Consider the following 25,344-nt stretch of genomic DNA (forward strand, 5'->3'; position numbering starts at 1 on the left):
ATGATCTCTTTCTGACTGGGCTTTGTCCCATCCGCCAGTTTTCAAATAGCCCGCGGATCTCGCACTGGTTGGCGCAAGTGGCGCTAGTTAATTTTAAGTGTAATTTGCTACTTATTCGACAAAATTTTACAATTCTGCGATCGACACATCAAACGTCCGTGCCAATTTTAGCAGAGCACCGATGTCAGCCATTGTCAGATTGGGCGATCGGGCGTAGCTTTTGACGGTGTTCACCGATTCGATTCTTGACAAAGGGGAAGTATGTGCTTTTAAGTAATTAGATATTAAAGGGCGATCGCCCCGGCATTGGAAACTGAAGGGCGATCGGTCAACTAGACAAACTCCCATGAAATGAGAGACACCTAGTGAAATCAGATGCGATCGCTATGATATCAAAAAAACACTCCCAAGCCAAGCAGATGCAATTCACTTAAATCAATTATGCTATTATTTAGAGATTCATGCCTAAAAAAATTCGAGAATTAAAAAGCCTGCTCCTAAAAGCTGGGTTTAGATATCGCTCTGGTAAGGGAAGCCATACTAAAATGGTTTCATACACTTCTAGCCGAGCCAGTTATTTTATCCGGCAATGATGGGGCTGATGCTAAGCCTTACCAAGAAAGAGATGTTAGCCTGTCCCTGCAAAAGCTAGAGGAAATTCGAGAACAAGAGGAACAATCATGATCAAATATCGCTACACTATTTTAATTCAATGGTCGGAAGAAGATAATTGTTTCGTGGCCAGTCTTCCAGAGTGGGGGCATTTTTGTCACACTCATGGAGACACCTATGAAGAAGCTCTCACCAATGCCCAAGAAGTATTAGAACTCTTAATCGAATCTTCTGAGGAAGAGGGGAAGGCTTTACCAGAACCTCAAACGCTTGGCAAACTGTTACAGTTAGTCTGATTAAGATTCTTCCTACTTTCAAGTGCAATGAATCGCCCAAAATCAAACATTACCAACTTCGGCTCTCCAGAGTTTTAGACGAGCATAAAAATAAAAATTCCCGTAGTGCGCGCCCCAGATCCCGCGTTAGCGAGACGCTCACACTACTGTTTCCACCACAAATGCAGAAGAGCCATGAATTTGAAGTACGCCCTTGATCGTGAATTTGAAGATCGCTCTCCCCTCTGGCACAAACTACAATACTCAAGTCTTTGAAAGAGAAGCTCCGCTTTACGCGACGGTCGTTCTATTAGTAATAACCAAAACGGTACATTCTTTTCGTTGCCGCCAACAACCCAGCGATCGTTAGACTTACAGAAAAACCCGAACTGACCCCATATACCAATTGGGAGGTGTCCAGGGGGGGCCTTTAAAGTATAAGTGAGCTCGTCCCAGTACATCCATTTGCCGTCATCAGCGCGCCATCCGACGCGATCGCCCAACATATCCCAATTTCTGTAGAGAATCTCCCAAATCCGCTTCTGAACACTAAGACCGAAACGGCCTTTGCTGTACTTTAACCAGAGTTGGTCTATGGTAAGCAGGTCTTCGCAGAAAAAGCCTTTGATGTCTGCCATTTCGATGTATTTTGGATGTTTTCTTCCTAAAACTTCCTTCAGCTTGTAAAGTGTTTCATTATCAGCTTCTTGCCACTTTTGGGCAGCTAATAAATCCCGCAGATAGCTGTAATCTACTCCTACTGCTGAAATCAAATCGTCATTGTTTGTCATGGAATAAATACCTCTATCAATTGCTGCCTGACTAAGATCGAGGACATAAGCTGTTAGTCATTTAAATTTCTTGCCTGAACCCCTTACAGCATGGGGTATAGACCACAAATAATGCAGTTTAAATGTGGAACAGCTTACAAGCAAGATCGATCGCCCAAAATCAAACATTACCAACTTCCGCCAATTCAGCAACATTAGCAGAAATTTCCTCATCCCCTGCATCAACCGCAACCGTTAACTTCAATCCCAAAGCCTTCAGCCAACTAGCCAAAGCATAAATTGTCGCACTTCCTTCTGGCGACAACAAAACATCTAACTTTTCCAAATGCAATTTAGCATCATCAGCCGACATATTTGGTTTTCCCAAACTCTCAAATACATTGCTAAGTGCGAGTTCAAGCAAACCTGGTTGAGAATCGTCGTCTTCCAAATGCGCCGTTAGATAAGCGGCAGCGTGTATCTTATCCTTGAGCGCTTCAATCAGATAGTCCTGATAACTATCGCTCGTTGGCATTTTCGCGTTCTTCATATTCTTTCCAATACTCCTTAGCTTTACGGATATCTTGTTGTTGAGTGCTTTTATCTCCACCGCAGAGGATTAGCACGATTATTGACCTAAATTGTCCAAAGTACACGCGATACCCAGGCCCAAAGTCAATTTTTAATTCGCAAACTCCTTCCCCAACAGACTTCGTGTTTCCTAAATTGCCTAAGCGAACTCGGTCAAGCCTTTGCTCAATTTTAACTACTGCATTCAAATCCCGCAGGGAACTAAGCCACTCTGCAAAAGGATTTCTACCGTCTGGGGTAATATAACGCCGAATTTCCTTGGGTTGTACTTCCATAAACGCGATCGCACTTACTCACTGATCATCATACGGGCGATCGGTCAAAATCAAACATTACCAACTTTGGCCACCTGAGCACAATTAGTAGGGTGCGTCAGTTGGAAAACCCTAATTTTTCGTAATCACCGGAAGACTGACGCACCCTACAGCCTACAAGCTGCGGTAAAACAAAATCGCCCAAAATCAAACATTACCAACTTCCGCCAACTCAGCAACATTAGCAGAAATTTCCTCATCCCCTTCATCAACCGCAACTTTTAACTTCAATCCCAAAGCCTTCAGCCAACTAGCAAAGGCATAAATTGTCGCACTTCCTTCTGACGACAACAAAACATCTAACTTTTCCAAATGCAACTTAGCATCATCAGCCGACATATTTGGTTCGCCCAGAGCCTCAAAGACATCTCTCAGCGCTTTTCGCATGATTTCTAATTCCAAATCTCCTTCTTCCTCTTCTCCAAATATTAGAGAAAGGTAAGCAGCAGAATAGTTTGGATCTTTGAGATTGGAAATTTTAAAGGGATGATAGCTATCACTAGCCGGCATTTTGGCGTCTTTCATAATCTCTCCAATATTCCTTAGCTTTACTAATGTCTTGATCTTGAGTGCTTTTATCCCCACCGCACAGCAGAAGCACGATCGCAGAGCCCACTTGTCCAAAGTAGACTCGGTAGCCTGGGCCATAGTCGATTTTAAGTTCGCAAACTCCTTCCCCAACTGAACGACAGTCTCCCAAATTGCCACTGCTAACCCGCTCAAGCCTCTTGTCAATCCTGATTTTAGCGTTAACATCTCGCAGGGAGCCAAACCATTCGGCAAATGGAACTGTGCCATTTTGTTTGATATAACGCTTAATCTCTCTGGGTTGCACTTCCATAATTTCAATTTTAGCCGATCGCACTCACTCACAATAAAAAATCAAATCTTACCAACTTCCGCCACCTGGGCAACATTAGCAGAAATTTCCTCATCCCCTGCATCAACCGCAACCGTTAACTTCAATCCCAAAGCCTTCAGCCAACTAGCCAAACCATAAATTGTCGCAATCCCTTCTCCCGACAACAAAACATCTAACTTTTCCAAATGCAATTTAGCATCATCAGCAGACATATTTGGTTCACCCAAAGCCTCAAATACATCTCTCAGCGCTTTTCGCATTATTCCTAATTACAAATCTCCTTCTTCTTCCTCAAAAATCTCTGTGATGTAAGCAACAGAAAAATTCGGATATTTGAGAGATTTGATTTTCAACGGATGGTAAGGGACACTTTTAGGCATTTTCTTGGCTCCTGTATTCTTCCCAATATTTCTTAGCAGTGCGAATATCTCGATCTTGAGTGCTTTTATCTCCACCGCACAGCAAAAGCACAATTATTGCTCCAACTTGTCCAAAATAAACCCGGTAGCCCTGCCAGGAAGAGCCTGGGAACGAGGGAATAGTCACAATTTGTTTTAGTCTCGATCGACTAATAAAGCTATAAAATATAAATTTGCATTGCATATCAACTAAATATAAAAAAAAACATAATTTATTAGTTTTAAAACAAATATCTTTGAGTAATTCTGGTGTGTGACACCGTAGGGCGGGGAATGTAGATTTTAAGTGTGTTAAAAATTGCAGAATGTGAGTTATGATTGAAAGTTGCTTTGCCGCGCGCGGCTTGGTTGCAGACCCAGCGTTTCTTTCGAGGAAAGCAGGATGCACCTCGCTTTGACTCATTATTTTTTATGGTTTCACTGATGCGAAGTAAAAATAAGCTTTTTTATTACGGAATTACTCTTTCTGCATTTGTTTGTTTATTTGTTTTTTTAGGTATGAGTGTCTTTTCTTTTCAGAGTTCGGCTCAAACCGAAAGCAAATTTCTCTCCGCGCGGGAAAGCGATCCGATCGCAATGGGCTGGATGCAAGGTTTCCCGCCGCCCAAAAATAAGCAGTTGAAATTCGCCGACGGCTCATTTTTCCAGTTTCCCGCCCTGCGCTGGAGCGTGGCGCACATGAACGAATTCATGCCCGCCGTCAACGTTTCACGGGGACTAGGCGCGCCCGATCCGCTGCCTTACCGTCTCGATCCACAAATTGACTCGATCGCATTCCGCCCCCTGAATGCTGCTAAAGACATGACATGGGAAGAATCGCTGTGGCAAAACTACACAGACGGCATTCTGGTTTTGCACCGGGGATCGATCGTGTATGAAAAATACTTTGGTGCGCTGGCGGCCGACAACAAACACGCCGCGATGTCGGTGACGAAATCTCTCACCGGCACTCTGGGCGCAATTTTAGTCGCCGAAGGCAAACTGGACGAAAACAAGCGGGTAGCCGAATACATCCCCGAACTCAAAGATTCCGCCTTTGGCGACGCTACCGTGCGCCAAGTGCTGGACATGACGACTGCGCTGCAATTCAGCGAAGAATACGCTAACCCCAAAGCCGAAATCTGGGAGTATTCCGGCGCCGGCAACCCCTTGCCCAAACCCAAAGATTACAGCGGGCCCGTGGGCTACTACGCCGCGCTAAAAACGGTGAAAAAGGCTGGCAACCACGGCGAAGCCTTCGGCTATAAAACCCCTAACGCTGACGTGGCGGGCTGGCTGGTAGCCCGCGCCAGCGGCAAATCTGTGGACGAATTTCTAGCCGATCGCGTGTGGAGCAAAATCGGCATGGAACAGGATGGCTACTATTCGGTGGACGAACTGGGTACTCCCTTCGCAGGCGGCGGCTACAACGCCGGTTTGCGCGACATGGCACGCTTTGGCGAGTTGATTCGCAACCAAGGCCGCTGGAAAGGTACGCAGGTTTTGCCCGCCCGCGCGATCGAAGATATCGCCGGCGGCGGCAGCAAAGCGGCTTTCGCCAAATCGGGCCATCCCGAATTACCAGGCTGGTCTTATCGGGATATGTGGTGGAATACCGGAAACGCCCACGGCGCTTTTGCGGCGCGTGGTGTGCACGGACAAACGATCTATATTGACCCCGCAGCCGAAATGGTCATCGTGCGTTTCGCCTCCCATCCCATCGCTGGAAACAGCGCTAACGATGCGACTTCATTACCAGCTTACGAAGCTGTCGCCCAGTATTTGATAAAAGGAAAATAAGTTTATGCAGCCTACAACTCTTTTCGATTTGAGGGGCAAAGTCGCCATCGTGACCGGCGGCGGTAACGGCATCGGTGCAGCCTGTTGCCGGATGCTGGCTGATTTCGGCGCCACCGTTGTTATTGCCGATTTGAAAGTAGCGGACGCCCAAAAGGTTGCCGATGAGATTGGTGCCAGCGGCGGCAAAGCTTTGGCTATGGAGTGCAACGTGCTCCGTGATGAAGATTTAATTAGTCTGGTGGAACGCACCATCGCTGAGTGTGGAGCAATTCACGTTCTGGTCAATAACGCTGGCGGCGGCGGCGCCGGCAAAGAAAGTCCGTTCGAGATTTCGCAGCAGCAATTCGAGCGCCCCTTTCAAATCAATGTTTTCAGCGCGTGGCGACTGTCGCAACTCTGCGCGCCGCACATGAAGGCGGCGGGCTACGGTTCGATCGTCAATATGTCCTCGATGAGTTCCATCAACAAAAGCCCCGCCATCAGCGCCTACGCTGCTTCCAAGGCCGCCATCAATCACATGACGGCAAACCTGGCCTTCGACTACGGCCCGGAAATTCGGGTCAATGCCGTGGGGCCGGGAGCTGTCAGAACGGCGGCCTTGGCTTCGGTTCTGACTCCAGAGGTCGAAGAGCGAATGCTGGCCCATACTCCGCTCCAACGCTTGGGCGAGCCTGAAGACATCGCCGGAGCGGTTCTCTACTTTGCTGCTCCCGTATCTCAGTGGGTCAGCGGACAGGTGCTATTCGTCAATGGCGGTGGCGTGCAGACGCTGGATTAAGCCTGTCAAAGCCACACTCCTCGGACACTGCACGGCTGGGATTTTATTTCTAGGCAAATTCCTAAATGCTCGATCAAATGGGCGATCGCGAACAGTGGTGTTTATGGTAGCTAAGCTCGGTAATAATGCTGGCGTATGTAGCTCAGGCAAAATGTCAATTCGGCAGAGCCCGATCGCCCCTTGACTCCATGCGCTACAATTATTAAGAAATCTTTAGTTAAATCCGTTTAACGTCTCGGACGCATTATGAGTCTTCCCATTCGCAACGTCGCCATCATTGCTCACGTCGATCACGGCAAAACCACCCTTGTGGACGCTCTCCTCAGACAGTCCGGGGTCTTCCGCGAAGGGGAAGAAGTCCCAGATTGCGTCATGGACTCCAACGACATCGAGCGCGAACGTGGCATCACCATCCTTTCCAAAAACACCGCTGTCCGATACAAAGAAACCCTGATCAACATCGTCGATACCCCCGGACACGCGGACTTCGGCGGCGAAGTCGAGCGAGTGCTCGGCATGGTTGACGGTTGTTTGCTGATCGTAGACGCCAACGAAGGCCCGATGCCGCAAACCCGGTTCGTACTCAAAAAAGCCCTCGAAAAGGGACTGCGCCCGATCGTCTTTGTCAACAAGATCGATCGCGATCGAGCCGATCCCCACAAAGCAGTCGATAAAGTTTTGGATCTGTTCCTAGAACTCGGCGCTGACGACGATCAGTGCGACTTCCCCTATCTGTTCGGTTCCGGGCTCAACGGCACTGCCAAAAAAACATTGGAAGACGAAGCAGTGGACATGAAACCGCTGTTTGAAGAAATCCTAGACCACGTACCGCCCCCGATCGGCGACCCCAACAAGCCACTACAACTGCAAGTAACCACCTTAGATTACTCAGAATACGTCGGTCGCATCGTCATCGGCCGCATCCACAACGGCACGATTAGAATCGGTCAACAAGCAGTCTTAATCACCGAAAGCGGCGCCATTGTCAAATCAAAAATTACCAAATTGATGGGCTTTGAAGGCCTGAAGCGGATTGATATCCCAGAATCTTCTGCTGGTAATCTTGTCGCCGTTGCCGGTTTTGCTGATGCGTATATTGGCGAGACAATTACCTGTCCCAACGACCCACAAGCGCTACCTTTAATCAAGGTAGACGAACCGACTTTGCAGATGACTTTCTCGGTGAACGATTCGCCGTTCTGCGGTCAAGAAGGTAGTTTGGTCACATCGCGTCAAATTCGCGATCGACTAATGCGAGAACTCCAAACCAACGTCGCCCTGCGCGTCGAAGAAACCGAATCTCCCGACAAATTCCTCGTATCCGGCCGTGGCGAACTCCACCTCGGCATTTTGATCGAAAATATGCGTCGCGAAGGATACGAATTCCAAGTATCTCAACCGCAAGTAATCTTCCGCGAAGTCGGCGGTCGTCCCTGCGAACCCTTTGAATGTTTGGTATTAGACGTACCCGAAGAAGCAGTCGGCGGCTGCATCGAACGCCTCGGTCAGCGGAAAGCAGAAATGCAAGATATGCACGTCAGCAGCACCGGTCGCACCCAAATCGAATTTTCAGTCCCCGCTCGCGGTTTGATTGGATTCCGAGGCGAGTTTATGCGCTTGACTCGCGGCGCAGGAATTATGAACCACAGCTTCCTCGACTATCGCCCCCTCGGTGGAGAAATTATCGCCCGTCGCAACGGAGTATTAATTTCCTTTGAAGAAGGAACTGCAACTACTTATTCACTGAAAAATGCTGAAGACCGTGGCGTATTTTTCATTACCCCTGGAACCAAGGTTTACCGAGGGATGATTATCGGAGAAAACAACCGAGATGAAGACATGGAACTCAATATCTGCAAGTCGAAGCAGTTAACAAACCACCGCGCCTCTGGCGGTGAAGAATTGGCGCAATTGCAAGCACCAGTCGATATGAGTTTGGAGCGCGCTTTGGAATACATCGGTCAGGATGAATTGGTGGAAGTAACACCGAAATCAATTCGCTTGCGGAAGTTGTCCAAGAAGTTGGTCAAACGCTAAAAAAAAGATTTTTAGGGTGGGGTATAAATCCCCATCCTAAAAATCTCACCGTCAACTATCAACTGTCAACTATCAACTATTTTTAAGGTCTATACCAATAATTACGATTCAAGTTGATGACAATATTAAGACAGCATTTGAAGAAGCTAGTCTTAAGACTTAGCAAGAGTTAAGTTCGATTATTCAATTGTTTTTTATACAAAATTTACACAACAAAACTTTAACCCAGGTTAGGGCAGAAATTTCTGACAGGGCAACGCAGCGAGGCTTAACGCCAGAAATTTTACAAGAGCTTTTAGCAGATAATAATGATGGGTAGAAAACGCGATATTAAACAGATTGATGCGATCGCTAGGGAGTTTAAGATGGGAGGTGAATTAAGGATTGCTTTTGGTTTATTCATTGAGGAAGAAAAGAAAAATGGTTATGGTGGAACTTTAAACCGTAGAGGCGATTTTACTTAGGTCGAACTCCGCCAGAAAGCAAAAGAATTTTTAGAGGATATTTAAATGGCTATTCAAACATCTATTGCTAATCAGAAGCCAAATATCGAGCAAATTATTTCAGTCATTACTAAACCAATTATCGGAGAAATTTGTCATCAGGTTATATTTAGTTATGGGGATGAATTACGGCTAGATTTCGGTGAGATGTCTGCCTATACTCACCCAAAACTAGCACATCTATGCAAAGGTAGTTGGCAATTTGGCGCAAGGGCAACACCTTGGGTTTTCAAGCAAGGCGATCGAATCTTAACTTCTTCCTTGCCAGTAGATATAGATGCAGAAATAGATGAGGTAGAAATAGATGCTGTCAAAAAAGTTTTGCAGCAATTGGAAAATAAAGAATTGATTGATTTTGTGATTGATACTCATAATATTAGTATCACTCTAGTTTTTGAGGGTGATTACCAACTAATTTTACAGCCAGATTTCCAAGATGATTCTGGACTTCCCTATTGGGAATTGTTCATGCCAACAGAACAAGTTTTGACGGTTGGGCCTAGATTTTTTTGGGAATGTAAATCAATTCATGAACGTTATTGATCTTAAATTCAATATGCTTGTACTGTAGTTTAGCAAATTTAGGATCTCGATCGCGCGATCGACTAACAGCCACAATATGTTTTAATTTATATTTGAGCAAAATTAAAGCAAGCCCAGCCATGAGTCCTAAATCCATAGCCGTAATCAACTTCAAAGGCGGAGTCGGAAAGACCACCGTAACTTGGAGTCTGGGAAATATTATATCCCAAGGAACAGACTTAGAAGTCTTGATGTTAGACCTAGACCCGCAAATGTCCCTCACAGAAGCGATCGGGCTTAACGAAAATACAGGTCATTTAGAGGATAAATTTGGTAAGTGGTACGAAAAATCTCTGAAGCACAGACTCACAATTTACGACGCCCTCGAAGTCTTTAAAAAAGCCGGACAAAACTTTAAATTTCCCGTGGGTTTCGACACGATTTATCAGATTGACGAACAGTTGCATTTTATCCCTTCAGTTGAAGAATTGTATTGGTTAGATTTGGATGGATTTGAGGGGAAAAGTGTTAAAGACTTTATCCGCCAGTTCAGTGGCAAAATCGCCAACTCTCCCAATCTCCCCAAATACGACTTGATGCTTTTTGACTGTTCGCCTTCCTTCAGTCTCCTCACCTACAGCGTACTCTCTTGTTGCGACTTAATATTAATTCCCGTCAATCCAGATTATTTTGGTTCTAGGGGATTGAGTTTAGTTTTAAACTCGCTCCAGAAACGGATTGAGCCTTACCCGTTTCCCAAGATTGCCGTGTTTATGAATAAAGCTAAAATTTATGGAGGATTGCTGACAAATGAAGTTCAGTTTTATATGAGAGAAGTCAAGAGACTTTGCGCTGAAATCTCAAAAGACAATAACATAGAAGTGAGATTTTTAGAATCGACGATTCGGGAAAGTGTTGGGTTGAAGCGGGCGATTAATGAGGGAGAACTGCCACGAGAATTAGTTAGAGAGTTTGAGCAACTGTGGCGCGAGTGTGAGGAGTATCTGAAATGATTAAAAAAGATATTTTGCCTGCTGGCGATTCAGAAAGTGGGGGGTTAGTTGATGAAATTGGCGAACTTAAGGAAATCTTGCGCGAGGTTTCTAAAAAATTAACCAGGATTGAGGCTCAAGTTAAGCGGGGAGTGCTTTCTGCTGGGTCTAAAAATTCGCAATTATCTACGGTTGCTGATGTGAATAAGCCTGCTAATTTATCGGCAGAAAATGTTTTAGAAGTTTATGAAGAACTGCGTTTGCAAGCTAAGAAGGGTCATGAACTAGAGGTGAGGCAAAAATTGTCGGCTATGAGTGCAACTGACTTGAATTTGATGTGTTGCGAGTTAGGGATGCCTCCGAGCAGCAAGAATCCGTCCCGCAAAAAAATGTTTGAGCTAATTATTGGTAGAATTAAGCAGAGTTTGATGCTGTCGCGACATATCGATCGACAAACGCTTTAAAAATTAGTATCTGAATCGAAAAAATGGGTTTTAATTTGCATTTCTAGCTGGGATCTGGAATCGCATACACAATAAAAACGGCTCGTAGTGCGTCTTGGTGTCCGCTTTTATGCTGCGGGCTACAGCCCGCACTACCAACCTGGCTTAATTATTGTATTTGTTCGACTGGAGATGATATTAGAGCGTTTTCGATAGAACTTTACTCAAATTGGAGCAGATGCAATAATCTTTTTCTCCTTAAATTGCTGGTGAACTTCCAATTCATGTCCCTCAAGTTCTAAGTGTTTTTCATCCTGCACCTGTTTGTCAATTTTGGGCAACTTTAAAATCGCCCCAGCCAAAACCCAGTAATACACCGATACTGGATCTACATCCAGCGGATAGTATTGAGGATTGATCGTAATAAATCCCACAAACACCCAAAAACTAGCTCCGTAACTCCGCAAATTTTTGTCCTTCACAGTGCGGTAAGCTCGAAAAGTTAGAAAAGCTAAGTGTAAAAGCATGATTTGAAAAGCAATCATTCCCGGATAACCGAGTTCGTAGATCAACTTAGGATGGAAAGTTTCAATTAGCTGCGTGAAACCAAAGATTCGCGTGGAATTAGTCGCTCGTCCCACACCTCTACCGAGAGGTCTGTCAATGATAAAATTGTTGCTCTGCTCCAACTGATTTAAGAAAAACTGCTGGGGTGGTGCAGCATTCCAGCGGTTAACAAAACTCTCCCACCGCTGCTCGATAATTCCTGGGTTAATTGCTGCACCGACAAACAGCAGAATTGCCAGTCCTGCACCGATGGGAATAAATCGTTTGAAATTAACTAATTGACCTGTGAGAATTAGCAGGATGCCAGTGGCAACTGGAACTAAAACTAAAGCAGCTCTTTGACCGGAAATAACTGCATTGGCAAATACTAATGCCATGCCAAATAAACCAATAACTCGCCACCAGAATGAAGGGTCACAAAATGCAGAGGCAAAGGTCAAAAAAGCATTAGCAATTAAAAACCACGCCCACTGCCAAGGCGCCACAAATGTTCCTGGCAAGCGGATAAATTTGACTTCTGGACTGAATACCAGAGAACCGCCGACAAAACATCTAGCTTGCAGCGTTGCTTTATATAATTCTTCTCCGCTCATGCCTCGGGTTCCCGCGCATTTTCCACTTTGCAACAACAGGTACTGAATCAAACCAAGAACGCAGCAAACGATCGCCAAAACTACGTGCATTCGACCAAAAAACACCAAATCCTTCTTAGTGCGGATTAGATAATAGGTACAAGCAATCAGCGGTATGTAACCTATCAATACTTTTAAGCCGAGAATTCCTTGCAGAATGGGTTTGTCGCCTTTCATAGGGTGGAGCTGCATCTCCCCGTTGACAAAAATTAAAGTCAGCATTGCCATCATCAACAGGATGCTGAAGGTAGAAAGCATTTGTTTGGGAATGAACAGGGGCAACTGTTTCTTTTTGCAGCTTTGAATTAGGGCGATGAGAGCTGGTATGTAGAAAGCATCTTTGGCTACTTGAAATGCAGCATTCCCGCCGCCAATTGCGTAAGTAATTGTACCGCTGAAAGGCAGGTAAATTAGAAAAGCCCACAAAGCTTGACGGGGGTATTTGTAGGAAAGCAGCAAAATGGCTACGGCTGCGCCTCCAGCAATAGCAATCTTAGGGCGGGTAACGAACAATAGGGGGATGCTGACAATAGCACTGATTAAGCAGCTTATGACGATCGCCTGCGCTAATTCATTGCGCTTTTGTGAAGTTTTACGTTTTTGTGCGGTTACTTCTTTTTTGCTGAGCGATGTTGTTTTTTCGCTGAGCTTTTGTTGGGATTTCTTGGATTTGCGCTTGTTTTTCAACATAACTTCTAGAAGGCACTTATGTAGAAGGCTGAAGGCACTTTTGTGTACCAGACTATCTGATGTAGGAGGTAGAATGTAGAATGAATAGAAGAAAAAATATTGCGGTAGATGTGGTTACTTATTCTTCAAGTCCAGAACTCGAAAAAATCTGGGTCAAGATTGTGGGTGCGAGGCGGGCATAACTTATACTCGCGACCTTGTAGAATATAACTGCTGCATCTATAATGTACAAATCTCGAAAAAATAATTTTAATCGATCGCTGAAAGTGAATATGAAGTTAACAAAATTGGTATCGATCGGCATTGCCCTAGTTGTAGGAGCAAGCGCGAGCATATTATCTAGCAGCAGCAGTAGAGCATTCGGGGCAGAAAAAGTTGTCCTGACATTTGGCCCGATCGCACAAACCATCAATATCAGCGACTTAGAAGACTTTGCAAAAAACGGCACGACGACACCAACCATCAAACAAATTATCGGGTTCTCCAAAATGGACCCACAAGTGCTGCAGGGATTGATGAGTCTAGAAATCGGTTTAAAGCCAGCTATTCTGGCCCGGGTAATTTACAGCACCCCAGGCGAAAAAATTACAGACGAAATCGGTCAAGCAATTCGGACTCACCGCCGCACAGAAAGCGGCAAAGCCCTGCGGGCTGCGGTGATTCTGGCATCCGGCGACGACGGTAAACTGTCGCTGCTAGAAATCCTGAAAAAGTATCCTCTGCCGGAGGTTTACGTAGATGTTGCCAGCATTGCCGCCACGGTTGGAAAAATTCAGGGTTTAGCCGGCAATCTGAGCAGCCTGCTTCAAGATTCGATGCGCGAGACAACGAGGACAACTGAAACTAATCGCACCGAAAGTCCGATCGCACCTCGCCGCAGCGTTGCGCCAACAACCCCCCCTCCAGCGCGTCGCCCCGCACCCGCACCCCTACCAGCACCAGCACCGCAGCCTGCGAACCCTGTCAGAGGACTCTGGTAAGGAGATTATATTAAACTAACCGTCTCCCTAACAGCTTCTCGCAGCCTCTCCACATCGCGCATCGGCGGTGCACCAAAGAGCCGCTTGTACTCCCGGTTGAAGTGGGAGGCATCGTCATAACCCACACGGTAGGCAGCACTGCTAGCGTCGAGGTTTTCCCCCAGCATCAGACGGCGAGCCTCCTGGAGCCGCAGTTGCTTCTGGAACTGCAAGGGACTCATTGCAGTGACAGACTTGAAGTGATGGTGAAAGCCCGAGACACTCATTCCAAGCTCTCGTGCGATGCTTTCAATCCGAAGCGGCTCCTTAAAATCTTTACGAAGTCGATCGACTGCAAGAGCGATGTGATGGGTTGAGCCTCCCAGAACTGCAATCTGACGAAGCCGACCACCTTGCTCTCCCATCAGCAGTCGATAAATGATTTCCCGCTTAATCAATGGTGCGAGAACATGAGCTTCAGCAGGGGAATCGAGAAGCCTGACGAGCCGCACTACAGAGTCCAACAGATTTGAATCCAACGGACTGACATCGATCGCTTTTACATTGGCACCTCTTTGTGCTGAGGGATGCCCTGCCTCGACCATGACTGAACCGACAAAGGTGGGGTCGAGATCGAGGCGAAGGCTAAGGTACGGTTGCGCCTTGGACGCTTCAAGAATTTGACTCACAATCGGCAGTTCAACAGTCGCCAGCAGATAGTGCATCGGGTCGTACTGATAGCGATCGTTACCCAGAAGCACTTCTTTGCTGCCCTGAGCGATCGCACAAAAGGCAGGGATAGAGACACTATAAATGCACTCCGAAGGCGAAGAGGAGCGATTGAAGTGCAATCCTTTCAGCGGCTCAATCGTCCCATCCTGACGAATTGCTTGTGCAATCCGCTCAGTCAGTTCGTCTCTATTGGCTTGCGCTCTCTCTGCCTCACGCTTTGCCTGCGGGTCGCTGATTAAATCCCGATCGGACGTTTCAAGTGTTTTAGCAGGGTTCATTTCTAAGTTTGCAGGATTGTACAACAATCTTAGACGATCGTTCTATGGCTTGCCCCTGAGAGTTCCTAGAATGAAGCTAAAGCAATAAAAAACGATTCCGGCTTCTTGCAAGCGTCTGGACTTTTATACAAGAGAAAACTCAGTCTTGATTGGGCCAGAGATTCGCCTACTGACAACCAAAAGGACATCAAGGCTAACCCTGCTGCTTAAAAAATCCATCCCTACCGATAGAGCAGGTGTTAAGTGCTCAATCTCTAAGATTGGGCTGCAACCAAAATGGCATCAATTGAAGGAATTAACCAAATGAACATCCAAAGAAGTGGCTCACAGCCTTCTGCCAAAGGGCCGGCCGATTATTTTACCGGCACTGTCCGCATTGACCCCCTATTCGAGGCACACGATCCGGCACGCACGTCTGGCGCCAGTGTCACCTTCGAGCCCGGCGCTCGAACAGCATGGCACACCCACCCGTTGGGCCAGACGCTAATTGTGACGGCTGGCTGCGGTTTCGTACAGCTCTGGGGTGAGCCAATTCAGGACATCAGACCCGGTGATGTTGTCCAGATTTTGCCCGGTGAGAAGCATTGGCACGGTGCCACAGCAACCACAGCTATGACGCACATCGCCATTCAGGAATGGCTCGACGGCAAGCCCGTGGACTGGATGGAACAGGTCAGCGACGAGCAGTATCAAGGAAAATCTTGAGGCTTTTGAGATGGTTTCCCATCAAGGGGAAAAACTGTCAGAAGAGAATGCTGATTTTGGTCTTCGCCGTAGCGATGTCCCTGAGTTACTCAGCCTGTCGTGCCGACAACAGTGTGCCGAGTCGTGCCTCGTCGAAGATGCAGACTGAAATATCAATCTAGCAGACAGTATGAAGCTAAACATCAAGGTCAAAGACAAAGTTGTTACAGCCACTTTGATCGACAGCAAAACCACTCGGGATTTTATTTCCCTGCTGCCATTAACGCTGACGTTAGAAGATTACGCGAGAACCGAAAAAATCAGTGATCTGCCAAAAAGATTATCTACAGAAGATGCACCCCCAGGCAGCGATCCTGCTGTTGGAGATATTGCTTATTACGCTCCCTGGGGGAATTTGGCGATGTTTTATAGAGATTCTGGATACGCAAACGGACTCGTTATCCTCGGAAAAATAGATGGTGGCATCGAGGCATTTAATGTGCCTAGCTCTGTAGAAGTGACAATCGAGCTTGTTCAATCGCAATAAATAGGGCGATCGGCCGATCGCCCTATTTATTGCGATGGGTCATGAAACTCAGAACAGAATTGAAGGAGAAAAATAATGACGACGAACGAGAAGGGAAACTACACAGGAAAAGTTGCGTTTGTGACCGGAGCAGCCAACGGCATCGGTCGAGCTACGGCGCTGGCGTTTGCCCGTGAGGGCGCTCATGTAGTGGTCGCTGACATTGCAGAACAAGGCAATCAAGAAACGGCCCACATGATTGAGGAACTCGGCGGGCAGGCGATCGCCGTCAGGTGCGACGTGACGAAGGCCGAGGACGTGAAGGCGGCCCTAGCCAAGACCGTTGAGGCTTTTGGGCGACTGGACTTCGCCTTCAATAACGCAGGCATCGAGCCGAGGAAGCCAGCTCCGACTGCGGAGTATGAGGAGGAGGAGTGGAACCGGATCGTAGACACCAACCTCCGTGGTGTTTTCCTGTGCATGAAGCATGAGATCCCGCTGATCCTCAAGCAGGGAGGCGGCGCGATCGTCAACACCTCATCAGGCGCAGGAATCATCGGCATCAAGAATAGCCCCGCGTACACCGCCGCGAAGCACGGCGTGATCGGACTGACCAAGGCGGCGGCCCTCGACTACGCCGCGCAGAACATCCGCGTCAACGCCGTCTGTCCTGGCTACATCGACACCCCGATGATGGGTCGCTTCACCGGCGGCACGGACGAGGGGCGCGCAAAGGTGATTGCGGAGGAGCCGATCGGACGGATGGGCAAGCCGGAGGAGATCGCCGCGGCCGTTCTCTGGCTGTGCTCGGACGGAGCTGCCTTCGTCATTGGGCACGCTATGGTCATCGACGGCGGCCAAACGGTGCAGTGATGTTCGGGGCGATCGTCTATGAGCCAGCCGGAGGAGGTGGACCTGAACGAGATTCTGTTCCGACCCACGCGCTAAGTGCTGTAAAATCCCCCGGCCTTACAGTTCCACAAGTAAACCAATAGGAGCATCAATTCATGTACAACACAAAAGCTTATTCCGCAGCCAGTGCAACATCACCGCTGTCCTCTACCAACATCGAGCGGCGCGATCCAACCGAACACGACGTGCAGATTGAAATCCTCTTCTGCGGCGTCTGCCACTCCGACATCCATTCCGTCCGCAACGAGTGGAGCAGCATCGCGCCTACTGTCTATCCGATCGTCCCCGGTCACGAGATGGTCGGTCGCGTCACCAAAGTCGGCTCGGCAGTTAGCAAGTATAAACCCGGCGATCTCGCAGCGGTTGGCTGTATGGTCGATTCGGATGGAACCTGCCCCCAGTGTAAAGCTGGCTTTGAGCAGTTCTGCCCTTCCCTGACCCTCACCTACAACTCCCCGGACAAGCACAAGACCGCTCCTGTCACCTACGGCGGCTATTCCAACAGCATCGTCGTCGATGAAAGCTTCGTTCTGCGCGTCCCCGACCACCTCGATCTCGCCGGAGTTGCACCGCTTCTCTGCGCCGGGATTACAACCTATTCTCCCCTGCGTCACTGGGGTGTTACCGAGGGCAAGAAGGTGGGCGTGGTCGGTCTTGGCGGACTGGGGCACATGGGTGTGAAGTTTGCTCATGCGTTCGGAGCCCATGTCGTCGTCTTCACTACTTCGCCCAACAAGAAGGAAGACGCACTCCGCCTCGGTGCCGATGAAGTCGTCGTCTCCCGCAACACCGACGAAATGCAGAAGCACGCTGGCAGCTTCGATTTCATCCTCGATACCGTATCCGCCAACCACGATATCAACGCCTATCTCAACCTGCTCACCCGCGACGGCAACATCACCCTTGTCGGCGCACCTGAGAACCCCCTAGATGTCTCGGCATTCAGCCTCATTATGGGCCGCCGCAGTCTCTCCGGCTCTAACATCGGCGGCATCGCGGAAACCCAGGAGATGCTCGACTTTTGTGGCAAGCACAACATCACTGCGGATGTCGAAGTCATCCCCATCCAGAAGGTCAACGAAGCCTACGAGCGACTGCTCAAGTCCGATGTGAAGTACCGCTTCTGTATCGATATGGCATCCCTTAAATCTGAATAACTGCGGTGAAACCTCGGCTGATTGGCAAGTCTGTTAGGCGGAACTCAGTAGTGACTCAACAAAAAGAGGAATTAAGATGATTAAAGACAAAGTTGTGATTATTACCGGCGCATCATCAGGGATTGGTGAAGCAAGTGCGAAATTGCTTGCAAGCAGAGGCGCTAAAGTCGTACTAGGCGCGCGACGCGAGGACAAACTAAGACAACTGGTTGATGAAATTCGGAAAGCTGGCGGACAAGCAGTCTATCAAGTGATGGATGTAGTTAACCCATCTGATAACGCTGCGATCGTCAACCTTGCCAAGGAAACATTTGGAAGCCTCGATGTTATTTTCTTGAACGCTGGCATCATGCCAACTTCTCCACTTTCTGCATTGAAAACTGATGAATGGAATCAAACGGTTGATATCAATATCAAGGGTGTACTCAATGGTATCGCTGCTGTGTTGCCAACATTTGTTAGCCAAAAGTCTGGGCATATTATCGCAACTTCATCGGTTGCTGGATTAAAAGCCTATCCAGGTGGTGCGATCTATGGTGGAACGAAATGGTTTGTACGCGATTTCATGGAAGTTCTACGCATGGAGTCTGCTCAAGAGGGGACTAACATTCGGACTGCGACAATTTACCCTGCTGCAATTAATACTGAGTTGTTAGATCAGATTACCGACCAAGATGCGGCTGAAAAAATGACAGCTTTGTATAAGAAATATGGCATCTCACCAGATCGAGTAGCCAATGTTGTGGCGTTTGCGATTGACCAGCCAGAAGACACAAATGTGAACGAATTTACGATTGGCCCAACCGCGCAGCCTTGGTAAGGATTGTGTTGGCAGTTAGATTGAGTGCGATCGCATCTCGAAGGAGTAATTATGCAGAAGCGCAAACTTGACAACAGTAACCAGTGTTCGCAGAGGAGGTAAGTGTGGATACCACCCGCTTGGAGGCATTTAGCGACGGCGTATTCGCGATCGCCATCACCCTCCTGGTCCTCGAAATCAAAGTGCCGCCACCCAATACGGCACTTGGAGCAGAACTTCTCCAACTCTGGCCATCCTATCTCGCCTACGTGGTCAGCTTTCTGGTGATCGGCGCAATCTGGATCAACCACCACGCTATGTTCCAACACATCGTCCGCGTGGATGGGACGCTGTTGCTGCTGAACGTCCTCCATCTGATGCTGATCGCATTTCTGCCGTTTCCAACCGCGGTACTCGCCGAAGCATTTCACCGGGCAACGGACGAGCCAATTGCCGCTGCGTTCTACAGTGGGATCTTGACCGTCATTGGTATCTTCGTCACCGCTATGTGGCGGTACGCGGCTCACGGGCATAGGCTGCTCGACCCCCGTCTCACGGCGAAAAAGGCACGGCAGATCGGACGGCAGTTCCTGATCGGGCCGATCGTTTACGCGATCGCCACTGTAGTTGCGCTGGTCGCGCCCTGGCTGGCGGTGCTGCTCTTCATCTTTCTCAACCTCTTCTATCTCTGGCCTCGCTGGGGTCACAGGAGTACCCTATCCCACACCGGCGACTCCGCTATGAACAGCGATCGCAGCGAAGACGAGTGACAACGGCGGGAGCGATCGATGGCGAAAAATATCAGTTCCATATCATTCCAGATCAAGAAGCAAAACAATGCAAACGCGCAAACTTGGAAACAGCAACTTAGAAGTTTCGGCGATCGGGCTTGGCTGCATGGGAATGAGCTTTTCTGATGGCCCGCCCAAAGACACGCAGGAGATGACCGCTCTTCTGGGAGCCGTCGTCGATCGCGATCGGCATTCATCAGAAAATTGGGTAGAAACCCCGTCCTTTTAGGATGGCTTTATATTACAATATAATTGGTCAACGACCCACCCGAGACGATGGACCAAACAGCCTATACGAGCGAAGTTCAGCCTTGTGCTGACGGCGAAGCAAAATCGGTAGACCGGGAAAAGAGGATAGGGCAATGGTAAACATCCCTAGAATCAAAACGTAGAAGAATTCCGTTTGGTATTCGACACGTAAAAACCGCAGGGCTTGCGGGGTTAGTCTGTGGAGCGAACATAAGACCAAATCTCTTTGAGGGTGGAGGCAGTTGCGAAGAAGCAGAAATTCAAATCGTGAGGTTTGGGAATCCCCGTGCGTTCACGCCGGGGAGGATGTCAACAATGTGTCCTAGGGAATGGTTGAGCCAGTAGTTGAGGCCTCCGGCAGACAATTTTGGGGAGCATCTCAGTTTTGCATTTACACGGAGCAAGCGATCGTCCCGCTCGCACTCCTAAAAATGCTTTTTAGAAAAACGAGATGCTTCCCAATTTTGATACAAAACCCACCCCCGCCCTAGGCCTAGGCCTACTTTTATGGCATTCTTCCTTATTCCTGAAATCCGTGAAATCCGTGACATCCGTGACATCCGTGGAGCGAATCCGTTGCCGAACTTCCTTATTCCTTCGCCTGTAACTTCCGAAGCAATCATTTTTTCTTAAGCAATTTTTTGAGCAACTTAGGAACCTCCGAAGGCCGAGCCGCCACGGGTATATCCGCCTCTTCAAAGGCAGCCATTTTGTTTTGGGCCTTCACACCAAAGGCTTTCTGGGCAGCAGCCCGAGAACTGATCAGGATGCCTGCGTGGCCCAAAGACGGGCCTTTGGGAGCATAACGGCCCGCTAGATAAGCAACCACAGGTTTGTCGATCGCCGAAGCGATGTAAGAAGCAGCAGCTTGTTCACTCCAACCCCCAACTTCCCCGATCAAAACCATCGCCTCCGTACTGTCATCTTCGTCCAAAAGTTGCAGCCACTGCATAAAAGAAGAACCAACAATCGCGTCGCAGCCAATACAAACCGCCATCGACTGTCCCAAACCCGCCTCAGTCAGTTCTAGGGCAACTTCGTAAGTCAAAGTGCTGCTGCGGCTGATTACGCCGATCGAGCCGGGAGTGTAAAATTCCTTGGGGTGAGTTCCCAGCAGCAGTTGATCGGGGACAATAATCCCCGGACTGTTGGGCCCGATCACCAAAGTTTCCGTGGCCTCTGCCTTTCTGACTAAGCGCACCAGATCCAGAGGAGGCACTCCCTCCGTGACGATCGCGATTTGCCGAATTCCCGCCGCGATCGCTTCTAGAGCCGCATCCAGCACCCAGTAAGCGTCTACCAAAATTACCGTAGTATCAATATGACCTACTGCCGCCACGGCTTCTTCTACCAAATCAAAAATCGGAATTCCCTCCAAATCCAGCCCTCCCCGACCGGGACTGACACCGGCGACTACATTAGTGCCGTATGCTTTCATCATCAGGGCGGCGCGGGTTGAGGCGGGAGATTCTGTAATGCCCTGTACTAGGACTTTGCTTTCAGGAGTTAAATTCATGTTTTCCTAGTTAACACTCGATCTTTAAAAAGTAGAAGGCTTTGATTTGTCCAGAGTTCTCGTTTTGCCGATCGACTCTCGCTACTTGGCAGATGATACAGCTTGAGCCACAGCTTCATCTAAAGTTCTAGCTAGCTGCACCGGCAACTGTCCCAAACGCTTTTTCACTGCATCAGCATCGATCGCTACCAGGCGAAGCACAACTTGAATGTGCCGGTTGGCGCGAGCTTTCCGTTCCAAATAGCCCACTACGGCCGCGATGATTTCCTCGCTCTTGGAAGCGCTGCCCAAAATATTTACAAGTATCACCTTAACGCTTTTATCCTGAGCGACTAACTCCAGACCCAAATCCGTGCGATCGCGCAAAGCATTTACTGCATCGTAGCGGTCTAGGGAACCCATATTCAGAAAATTAGCTGGTTTTCCTCCTTGGTGGGCTACAGCATCCAGAGTTGCCATTGTCAAGCCGACTCCGTTGCACAAAATCCCGATATTCCCATCTAGTTCGATTAATTGCAGGGATTCGGAATTCGAGATTGGGGATTGAGATTTGGAGTCAAACTGCGACGGCGACTGCTGCGCCTTTGAGTTAGAATTCCGGCGATCATCGCCCACATAGGGATTTCTCCTGTCCCCTACCAACCCGCTGCTTTGGCTTTCACCCGAAAGTGCGGCCAAGTCTGGATGCCGTCCCAAGGCATCGTCGTTGGCGCTGACTTTACCATCTAAAGCCATTAACTCTCCCGTTGGACTGATGCCGAGAGGATTGATTTCTACTAAATCTAAATCTTTTTCGACAAACAACCGGTACATTTTCTCGACAATGGTACTCACCGATTGAATCAAATCTCCCTGCAATCCCATTTTCAGCATCAGACGCCTCGCGTAGAATGGCGAAAATTCCTGGTCTACGGCAACTTGCTGCATTTGGTCGATCGACCGTTCGACATCCATACCTCCTTGTCTCGAACCCAGAAGTACCGGGCGGCGGGCTATGGGGTCTAGGAGTACAGCCAAGTACAATTCTTGGTCAGCGTTGTACTTGGCTTCTGCTAACAGGACTTGCGGATATTCATTCTCGATCGGCAAATTAAAAATTGTTTGAGCCGCAGCAACTGCATCGATCGTATTTTCCACAAATTTAATGCCACCCGCCCGGCCTCGTCCCCCAGCCCGCACTTGCGACTTAAGTACAACTGGGTAGGGAATTTTCAGCCCTTTGAGGTCGGCGGGTTTGTCAATCCGTTGCGACGGCAAAATCGGAATTGCCATCTGGCGAAATAAAGATTTAGCTTGGTACTCTAACAAATCCATTTTTAATAACGAGTGATGGGTATTTTGCAACAAGCAATTCGTCGTTCTTGGTAATTCATAATTAATAGATACCAATTAGCTTTTTGTCAAGTTAAAATTTAAAAGTTATGGCTTTGATCTTTTAATTTTAATCTTAAATTTTTATGTTGCCGATTACTTATTCGGTATTGCTAGCAGATCACCTATTGATTAAGCTGTTTTGTAGTTTTTGTTTTGCGATCGACTAATTGCAAAATTTTACTGTTGACTCGCGCGGGGACAGGGTAGGGAGATGGTTGGTAGTTGTTTTATAGCCTTTCTCAGAAAGATCAGGTACGCGAACGGCATTGGGCATTGGGCATTGGGCATTGGGCGAAGCGAAGCGGAGGGATTGGGCATTGGGCATTGGGCTATCCTCACTTTTTTGAGAACCGCTATATCTTCGTACTTTGGGCAATACTGATCCGAGATATTTCTGCCAGCTAATTATCAATTGATGCTAAGTAAATCCACCTAATTAAACGTCAAATACGGCTCGCGCTCAAGCTTGCCGTGTATGTCTTCTTCCTTCTTCCTTCTTCCTTCTTCCTTCTAATTAGCAGTGCCTTGATGGACGGTTTTAACCCATTTCAGTCGCTTGGGACGCACCGAAATCCGAGCCGTCACAATCCCTACCAGCAGCCAGTGCAACATATACACAGTACCCCGCAGCGTTTGCAGCAAGGTGACAAAAACTCTTTTAATGTCAAATTTCGTCTCTTTGCGAGTGCGACGCAAACCGACAAACATTCCGACCAGCGACAAGGTAAGAGTCATCACAGTTATCGGACTGGCTAGAGGCATCCGGCGCAGCGCAATTGACATCAAAAAGTCAGGCAGCGCTACTGTGGGCAAGAAATATTGAGATACCCAAAATCCAAATAAATCCCAAGTTTTCCCCGTTCCCATCCGGTTGCGAAAAATTAGCCGCCAATAGTCAAGATAACGCTGATAGCCGCCTTCTGCCCACCGATTGCGCTGGTGCCACAGGGCGCGAGCATTGGTGACTCCTTCTTCTGACACGGCTGGGGAAGCCAAAAATTCAATGTCCCACTGGTCTAGGTGCAGCCTCACGGTCAAATCTAGGTCGTCGGTAATCGTTTCCTCGTTCCAGCCGCCGCAGCGTTCTAAGGCTGTACGGCGCATGAATTGGCCGTTACCGCGCAATTCTCCTATGCCGCCGATCGCAATCCGTTGCTGCTGGAAAAAACTATCGAGAGCCATTTCTGCTTCTTGGCCGCGAGTCCACACATTTACCGCAGCATTGGCGATGGCTTTTCTGACTTGCACCGCGCCTACCTGTTCTGCATTGAACATCGGCAGCACCCGGCGCAGCAAATCCGGTGTTACCGTGGCGTCGGCGTCAAATATGCCCACAAATTCACCGCGAGTCAGCGGCAAAACTTGATTCAGGGCTCCTGACTTACCGCCGCTGGCATTTGCTCCTCTGCTAAATACTTTGAGCTGCGGGTACTGTTTGGTTAGCTGTTCCAAAACCAGCGCTGTGCTGTCGCTGCTGTGATCGTCGATCGCCCAAACTTCGTAACGGTCGATCGGGTAATCTACATTGCAGATTGATTGTACGAATCGGGCAATCACCGCTTCCTCATTTTTCGCCGCCACCAGCAGCGACACAAATGGCCAATCCTCTCGACTTTCATCGGCAAGAGGAGGCAGTGCGGGCTTGGGCTGGGCAAACAAAACTCGCAATGCTTGCATCCACAGCAGTCCCGTCAACCCCCACACTACCCACGCACCCCAAGAAATCAAGTGTAGGGCGATCGTCCCTCCCCAAATCGCAGTCAGCACCGCGGCAGCTTTTCCCCGCCGTCCCCGGTACAGATTCTGAGGAAAAGATGGAGATCCCGGCACAGACACCGCAACTGGGAGCTCTGATGAAGTTTCTGCGTCAAACACCCTGTCGCCCATGTCTGGTAGGGCAAATATTTTGCTTACCTTCGAGTTCGAGGTCAAACTCTTGAGCTCTTCTTTCGCTAAATCAGGGATGTCCAAGTTAAGCTCGCTGCGATCGTCGTTTTCCGGCCAAGAACTCTCCTGCATAGGTTATTTGATTCAACCACCAATAGTTTTTGATTTTAGAGTTGACATACTCACCGTCCGTCAAAGCCACGGTGATTCTTGACGCTTCACAGCAACTTGCTACCGAAATAGTCTGACAGTCGCTCATCGTCCGTTTAGAGTCTCCCAATGACCTATGGCGACTTTTTCCTTTTGCACAAGCAAAATACTTGTTTGCCTCCAGGGTCGGATTTCACCGTTGCCCGATCGGCTTCCCCTATTTCTGATCGCAACTCTGACAGGACTTTCAACCTTGTTATTTGTTTTGAAGTATCTTAAATCCGGGTGGGTCAGTGACCATCGATATCTTAACGCAAAGCCGTCAAGCTTATGACGGGGTTTTAGACCCATTTCTCTGATAAGTATCCACTGTACCAGTTTCTGGGCTTTTGTCGAAAGCTGACCGGAGCAGGTTTGTGCGGACTCGCCCAAGAGTACGGCACTGCTAAACTGGAATTGCATAGAGTATTGGGGTTGACCCATCCAAAACGGATACCAGCCAACGGCTTAAGGCATTCGCCACCCCAAATTTTAGACTCCCGTT

28 protein-coding genes and 1 pseudogene are annotated in these 25,344 nt (G+C 48.3%); 16 read left to right on the forward strand and 13 right to left on the reverse strand.

The annotated features are described in order from the left end of the window. Positions 1 to 126: 126 nt before the first annotated feature. A complete protein-coding gene (locus QUB52_RS05475; protein WP_332974908.1) occupies positions 127 to 348 on the reverse strand; it encodes a hypothetical protein in 222 nt (73 codons plus the stop codon). 332 nt (positions 349 to 680) lie between these two features. Here QUB52_RS05475 and QUB52_RS05480 point away from each other — a divergent pair, with 332 nt between their 5' ends. Further along, positions 681 to 908, forward strand: a complete 228-nt coding sequence (locus QUB52_RS05480; protein WP_332974907.1) for a type II toxin-antitoxin system HicB family antitoxin — start codon at positions 681 to 683, stop codon at positions 906 to 908. Between the two features lie 143 nt (positions 909 to 1,051). Here the strand turns inward: QUB52_RS05480 and QUB52_RS05485 are convergent, their stop codons facing one another. The 7 genes and pseudogenes from QUB52_RS05485 to QUB52_RS05515 form a co-directional block, all read right to left on the reverse strand. After that, entirely contained in the window at positions 1,052 to 1,678 is a 627-nt protein-coding gene (locus tag QUB52_RS05485; RefSeq protein ID WP_332974905.1) for a GUN4 domain-containing protein, read from the reverse strand. Positions 1,679 to 1,838: 160 nt separating this feature from the next. Beyond that, positions 1,839 to 2,192 (reverse strand): helix-turn-helix domain-containing transcriptional regulator, encoded by a 354-nt coding sequence (locus QUB52_RS05490; protein WP_332974904.1) that lies wholly within the window; start codon positions 2,190 to 2,192, stop codon positions 1,839 to 1,841. Then, positions 2,176 to 2,523 (reverse strand): type II toxin-antitoxin system RelE/ParE family toxin, encoded by a 348-nt coding sequence (locus QUB52_RS05495; RefSeq protein ID WP_332974902.1) that lies wholly within the window; start codon positions 2,521 to 2,523, stop codon positions 2,176 to 2,178. Before QUB52_RS05495 ends, QUB52_RS05490 begins: the two co-directional genes overlap by 17 nt. 186 nt (positions 2,524 to 2,709) lie before the next feature. Further along, a complete protein-coding gene (locus tag QUB52_RS05500; RefSeq protein WP_332974900.1) occupies positions 2,710 to 3,087 on the reverse strand; it encodes a helix-turn-helix domain-containing transcriptional regulator in 378 nt (125 codons plus the stop codon). Further along, positions 3,062 to 3,403 (reverse strand): type II toxin-antitoxin system RelE/ParE family toxin, encoded by a 342-nt coding sequence (locus QUB52_RS05505; RefSeq protein WP_332974899.1) that lies wholly within the window; start codon positions 3,401 to 3,403, stop codon positions 3,062 to 3,064. Before QUB52_RS05505 ends, QUB52_RS05500 begins: the two co-directional genes overlap by 26 nt. Positions 3,404 to 3,444: 41 nt before the next feature. Next, a complete protein-coding gene (locus QUB52_RS05510; RefSeq protein WP_332974897.1) occupies positions 3,445 to 3,684 on the reverse strand; it encodes a hypothetical protein in 240 nt (79 codons plus the stop codon). A gap of 112 nt (positions 3,685 to 3,796) precedes the next feature. Next, positions 3,797 to 3,934: pseudogene (locus QUB52_RS05515) on the reverse strand (type II toxin-antitoxin system RelE/ParE family toxin); the annotation flags it as partial. A gap of 407 nt (positions 3,935 to 4,341) precedes the next feature. On the opposite strand from QUB52_RS05515, the gene QUB52_RS05520 reads away from it, so the two are divergent. The 7 genes from QUB52_RS05520 to QUB52_RS05550 all read left to right on the forward strand — a co-directional run bounded on the left by QUB52_RS05520 (position 4,342) and on the right by QUB52_RS05550 (position 10,918). After that, complete coding sequence (locus QUB52_RS05520; protein WP_332974896.1) at positions 4,342 to 5,622, forward strand: serine hydrolase domain-containing protein; 1,281 nt, start codon at positions 4,342 to 4,344, stop codon at positions 5,620 to 5,622. Positions 5,623 to 5,626: 4 nt separating this feature from the next. After that, entirely contained in the window at positions 5,627 to 6,400 is a 774-nt protein-coding gene (locus QUB52_RS05525; RefSeq protein ID WP_265238130.1) for a glucose 1-dehydrogenase, read from the forward strand. Between the two features lie 246 nt (positions 6,401 to 6,646). Beyond that, the gene (gene typA / locus QUB52_RS05530) at positions 6,647 to 8,437 is read left to right on the forward strand and encodes a translational GTPase TypA (RefSeq protein ID WP_265238132.1); all 1,791 of its coding nucleotides are present in this window, start codon (positions 6,647 to 6,649) and stop codon (positions 8,435 to 8,437) included. A gap of 308 nt (positions 8,438 to 8,745) precedes the next feature. Next, complete coding sequence (locus QUB52_RS05535) at positions 8,746 to 8,901, forward strand: hypothetical protein (RefSeq protein ID WP_265238134.1); 156 nt, start codon at positions 8,746 to 8,748, stop codon at positions 8,899 to 8,901. A 45-nt stretch (positions 8,902 to 8,946) separates the two neighbouring features. Further along, a complete protein-coding gene (locus tag QUB52_RS05540; RefSeq protein WP_265238136.1) occupies positions 8,947 to 9,483 on the forward strand; it encodes a hypothetical protein in 537 nt (178 codons plus the stop codon). A gap of 119 nt (positions 9,484 to 9,602) precedes the next feature. Further along, on the forward strand, positions 9,603 to 10,475 hold the full coding sequence (locus QUB52_RS05545; protein WP_265238137.1) for a ParA family protein: 873 nt from the start codon (positions 9,603 to 9,605) through the stop codon (positions 10,473 to 10,475). Next, a complete protein-coding gene (locus QUB52_RS05550; RefSeq protein ID WP_265238139.1) occupies positions 10,472 to 10,918 on the forward strand; it encodes a hypothetical protein in 447 nt (148 codons plus the stop codon). Before QUB52_RS05545 ends, QUB52_RS05550 begins: the two co-directional genes overlap by 4 nt. Positions 10,919 to 11,121: 203 nt before the next feature. Here the strand turns inward: QUB52_RS05550 and hpsL are convergent, their stop codons facing one another. Beyond that, positions 11,122 to 12,786: a hormogonium polysaccharide biosynthesis protein HpsL gene (hpsL, locus tag QUB52_RS05555; protein ID WP_332967899.1), complete on the reverse strand. Its 1,665-nt coding sequence runs from the start codon at positions 12,784 to 12,786 to the stop codon at positions 11,122 to 11,124. Positions 12,787 to 13,058: 272 nt separating this feature from the next. Between hpsL and QUB52_RS05560 the strand changes: the two genes are divergently transcribed. Beyond that, the gene (locus QUB52_RS05560) at positions 13,059 to 13,766 is read left to right on the forward strand and encodes an alpha/beta hydrolase (protein WP_332974895.1); all 708 of its coding nucleotides are present in this window, start codon (positions 13,059 to 13,061) and stop codon (positions 13,764 to 13,766) included. A 5-nt stretch (positions 13,767 to 13,771) separates the two neighbouring features. Here the strand turns inward: QUB52_RS05560 and QUB52_RS05565 are convergent, their stop codons facing one another. Next, positions 13,772 to 14,755 (reverse strand): AraC family transcriptional regulator, encoded by a 984-nt coding sequence (locus tag QUB52_RS05565; RefSeq protein WP_332974894.1) that lies wholly within the window; start codon positions 14,753 to 14,755, stop codon positions 13,772 to 13,774. Positions 14,756 to 15,031: 276 nt separating this feature from the next. Between QUB52_RS05565 and QUB52_RS05570 the strand changes: the two genes are divergently transcribed. From QUB52_RS05570 to QUB52_RS05600, 7 genes are all read left to right on the forward strand, one after another. Further along, positions 15,032 to 15,460, forward strand: coding sequence for a (R)-mandelonitrile lyase (locus QUB52_RS05570; RefSeq protein ID WP_265238146.1), 429 nt, complete (start codon positions 15,032 to 15,034; stop codon positions 15,458 to 15,460). A gap of 169 nt (positions 15,461 to 15,629) precedes the next feature. Beyond that, complete coding sequence (locus QUB52_RS05575; RefSeq protein ID WP_332974892.1) at positions 15,630 to 15,986, forward strand: cyclophilin-like fold protein; 357 nt, start codon at positions 15,630 to 15,632, stop codon at positions 15,984 to 15,986. 75 nt (positions 15,987 to 16,061) lie between these two features. Beyond that, positions 16,062 to 16,838, forward strand: a complete 777-nt coding sequence (locus tag QUB52_RS05580) for an SDR family oxidoreductase (protein WP_332974891.1) — start codon at positions 16,062 to 16,064, stop codon at positions 16,836 to 16,838. A gap of 134 nt (positions 16,839 to 16,972) precedes the next feature. Next, the gene (locus tag QUB52_RS05585) at positions 16,973 to 18,034 is read left to right on the forward strand and encodes an NAD(P)-dependent alcohol dehydrogenase (RefSeq protein WP_332974890.1); all 1,062 of its coding nucleotides are present in this window, start codon (positions 16,973 to 16,975) and stop codon (positions 18,032 to 18,034) included. A gap of 76 nt (positions 18,035 to 18,110) precedes the next feature. Then, a complete protein-coding gene (locus QUB52_RS05590) occupies positions 18,111 to 18,854 on the forward strand; it encodes an SDR family oxidoreductase (RefSeq protein ID WP_332970669.1) in 744 nt (247 codons plus the stop codon). 104 nt (positions 18,855 to 18,958) lie between these two features. After that, positions 18,959 to 19,603 carry a TMEM175 family protein gene (locus tag QUB52_RS05595; protein WP_265238157.1) on the forward strand — a complete coding sequence of 215 codons (645 nt, stop codon included), beginning with the start codon at positions 18,959 to 18,961 and terminating at the stop codon, positions 19,601 to 19,603. Positions 19,604 to 19,670: 67 nt separating this feature from the next. Next, positions 19,671 to 19,853 carry a hypothetical protein gene (locus tag QUB52_RS05600; RefSeq protein WP_265238159.1) on the forward strand — a complete coding sequence of 61 codons (183 nt, stop codon included), beginning with the start codon at positions 19,671 to 19,673 and terminating at the stop codon, positions 19,851 to 19,853. A gap of 639 nt (positions 19,854 to 20,492) precedes the next feature. Here the strand turns inward: QUB52_RS05600 and QUB52_RS05605 are convergent. From QUB52_RS05605 to QUB52_RS05615, 3 genes are all read right to left on the reverse strand, one after another. Continuing rightward, on the reverse strand, positions 20,493 to 21,389 hold the full coding sequence (locus tag QUB52_RS05605) for a succinate--CoA ligase subunit alpha (RefSeq protein WP_332974889.1): 897 nt from the start codon (positions 21,387 to 21,389) through the stop codon (positions 20,493 to 20,495). Positions 21,390 to 21,470: 81 nt separating this feature from the next. Continuing rightward, positions 21,471 to 22,703, reverse strand: coding sequence for a succinate--CoA ligase subunit beta (locus QUB52_RS05610; protein ID WP_265238164.1), 1,233 nt, complete (start codon positions 22,701 to 22,703; stop codon positions 21,471 to 21,473). A gap of 570 nt (positions 22,704 to 23,273) precedes the next feature. Continuing rightward, the gene (locus QUB52_RS05615; RefSeq protein WP_265238166.1) at positions 23,274 to 24,782 is read right to left on the reverse strand and encodes a glycosyltransferase; all 1,509 of its coding nucleotides are present in this window, start codon (positions 24,780 to 24,782) and stop codon (positions 23,274 to 23,276) included. Positions 24,783 to 25,344 lie beyond the last annotated feature (562 nt).

Origin of the sequence: Microcoleus sp. A6-C6 (assembly GCF_036705955.1) — a bacterium.
Classification (GTDB): domain Bacteria; phylum Cyanobacteriota; class Cyanobacteriia; order Cyanobacteriales; family Microcoleaceae; genus Microcoleus.

Excerpts from the sequence above, each read along its gene's own strand:
- QUB52_RS05545 (WP_265238137.1), top strand. The coding sequence starts at position 9,603 with ATGAGTCCTAAATCCATAGCCGTAATCAACTTCAAAGGCGGAGTCGGA.
- QUB52_RS05480 (WP_332974907.1), top strand. The coding sequence starts at position 681 with ATGATCAAATATCGCTACACTATTTTAATTCAATGGTCGGAAGAAGAT.
- QUB52_RS05585 (WP_332974890.1), top strand. The coding sequence starts at position 16,973 with ATGTACAACACAAAAGCTTATTCCGCAGCCAGTGCAACATCACCGCTG.
- QUB52_RS05500 (WP_332974900.1), bottom strand. The coding sequence starts at position 3,087 with ATGAAAGACGCCAAAATGCCGGCTAGTGATAGCTATCATCCCTTTAAA.
- QUB52_RS05600 (WP_265238159.1), top strand. The coding sequence starts at position 19,671 with ATGCAAACGCGCAAACTTGGAAACAGCAACTTAGAAGTTTCGGCGATC.
- QUB52_RS05615 (WP_265238166.1), bottom strand. The coding sequence starts at position 24,782 with ATGCAGGAGAGTTCTTGGCCGGAAAACGACGATCGCAGCGAGCTTAAC.
- QUB52_RS05580 (WP_332974891.1), top strand. The coding sequence starts at position 16,062 with ATGACGACGAACGAGAAGGGAAACTACACAGGAAAAGTTGCGTTTGTG.
- typA (WP_265238132.1), top strand. The coding sequence starts at position 6,647 with ATGAGTCTTCCCATTCGCAACGTCGCCATCATTGCTCACGTCGATCAC.
- QUB52_RS05610 (WP_265238164.1), bottom strand. The coding sequence starts at position 22,703 with ATGGATTTGTTAGAGTACCAAGCTAAATCTTTATTTCGCCAGATGGCA.
- QUB52_RS05565 (WP_332974894.1), bottom strand. The coding sequence starts at position 14,755 with ATGAACCCTGCTAAAACACTTGAAACGTCCGATCGGGATTTAATCAGC.
- QUB52_RS05535 (WP_265238134.1), top strand. The coding sequence starts at position 8,746 with ATGATGGGTAGAAAACGCGATATTAAACAGATTGATGCGATCGCTAGG.
- QUB52_RS05520 (WP_332974896.1), top strand. The coding sequence starts at position 4,342 with ATGAGTGTCTTTTCTTTTCAGAGTTCGGCTCAAACCGAAAGCAAATTT.
- QUB52_RS05575 (WP_332974892.1), top strand. The coding sequence starts at position 15,630 with ATGAAGCTAAACATCAAGGTCAAAGACAAAGTTGTTACAGCCACTTTG.
- QUB52_RS05590 (WP_332970669.1), top strand. The coding sequence starts at position 18,111 with ATGATTAAAGACAAAGTTGTGATTATTACCGGCGCATCATCAGGGATT.
- QUB52_RS05485 (WP_332974905.1), bottom strand. The coding sequence starts at position 1,678 with ATGACAAACAATGACGATTTGATTTCAGCAGTAGGAGTAGATTACAGC.
- QUB52_RS05570 (WP_265238146.1), top strand. The coding sequence starts at position 15,032 with ATGGCATCAATTGAAGGAATTAACCAAATGAACATCCAAAGAAGTGGC.
- QUB52_RS05605 (WP_332974889.1), bottom strand. The coding sequence starts at position 21,389 with ATGAATTTAACTCCTGAAAGCAAAGTCCTAGTACAGGGCATTACAGAA.
- QUB52_RS05505 (WP_332974899.1), bottom strand. The coding sequence starts at position 3,403 with ATGGAAGTGCAACCCAGAGAGATTAAGCGTTATATCAAACAAAATGGC.
- QUB52_RS05525 (WP_265238130.1), top strand. The coding sequence starts at position 5,627 with ATGCAGCCTACAACTCTTTTCGATTTGAGGGGCAAAGTCGCCATCGTG.
- QUB52_RS05540 (WP_265238136.1), top strand. The coding sequence starts at position 8,947 with ATGGCTATTCAAACATCTATTGCTAATCAGAAGCCAAATATCGAGCAA.
- QUB52_RS05510 (WP_332974897.1), bottom strand. The coding sequence starts at position 3,684 with ATGCGAAAAGCGCTGAGAGATGTATTTGAGGCTTTGGGTGAACCAAAT.
- QUB52_RS05495 (WP_332974902.1), bottom strand. The coding sequence starts at position 2,523 with ATGGAAGTACAACCCAAGGAAATTCGGCGTTATATTACCCCAGACGGT.
- QUB52_RS05560 (WP_332974895.1), top strand. The coding sequence starts at position 13,059 with ATGAAGTTAACAAAATTGGTATCGATCGGCATTGCCCTAGTTGTAGGA.
- hpsL (WP_332967899.1), bottom strand. The coding sequence starts at position 12,786 with ATGTTGAAAAACAAGCGCAAATCCAAGAAATCCCAACAAAAGCTCAGC.
- QUB52_RS05475 (WP_332974908.1), bottom strand. The coding sequence starts at position 348 with ATGGGAGTTTGTCTAGTTGACCGATCGCCCTTCAGTTTCCAATGCCGG.
- QUB52_RS05550 (WP_265238139.1), top strand. The coding sequence starts at position 10,472 with ATGATTAAAAAAGATATTTTGCCTGCTGGCGATTCAGAAAGTGGGGGG.
- QUB52_RS05490 (WP_332974904.1), bottom strand. The coding sequence starts at position 2,192 with ATGCCAACGAGCGATAGTTATCAGGACTATCTGATTGAAGCGCTCAAG.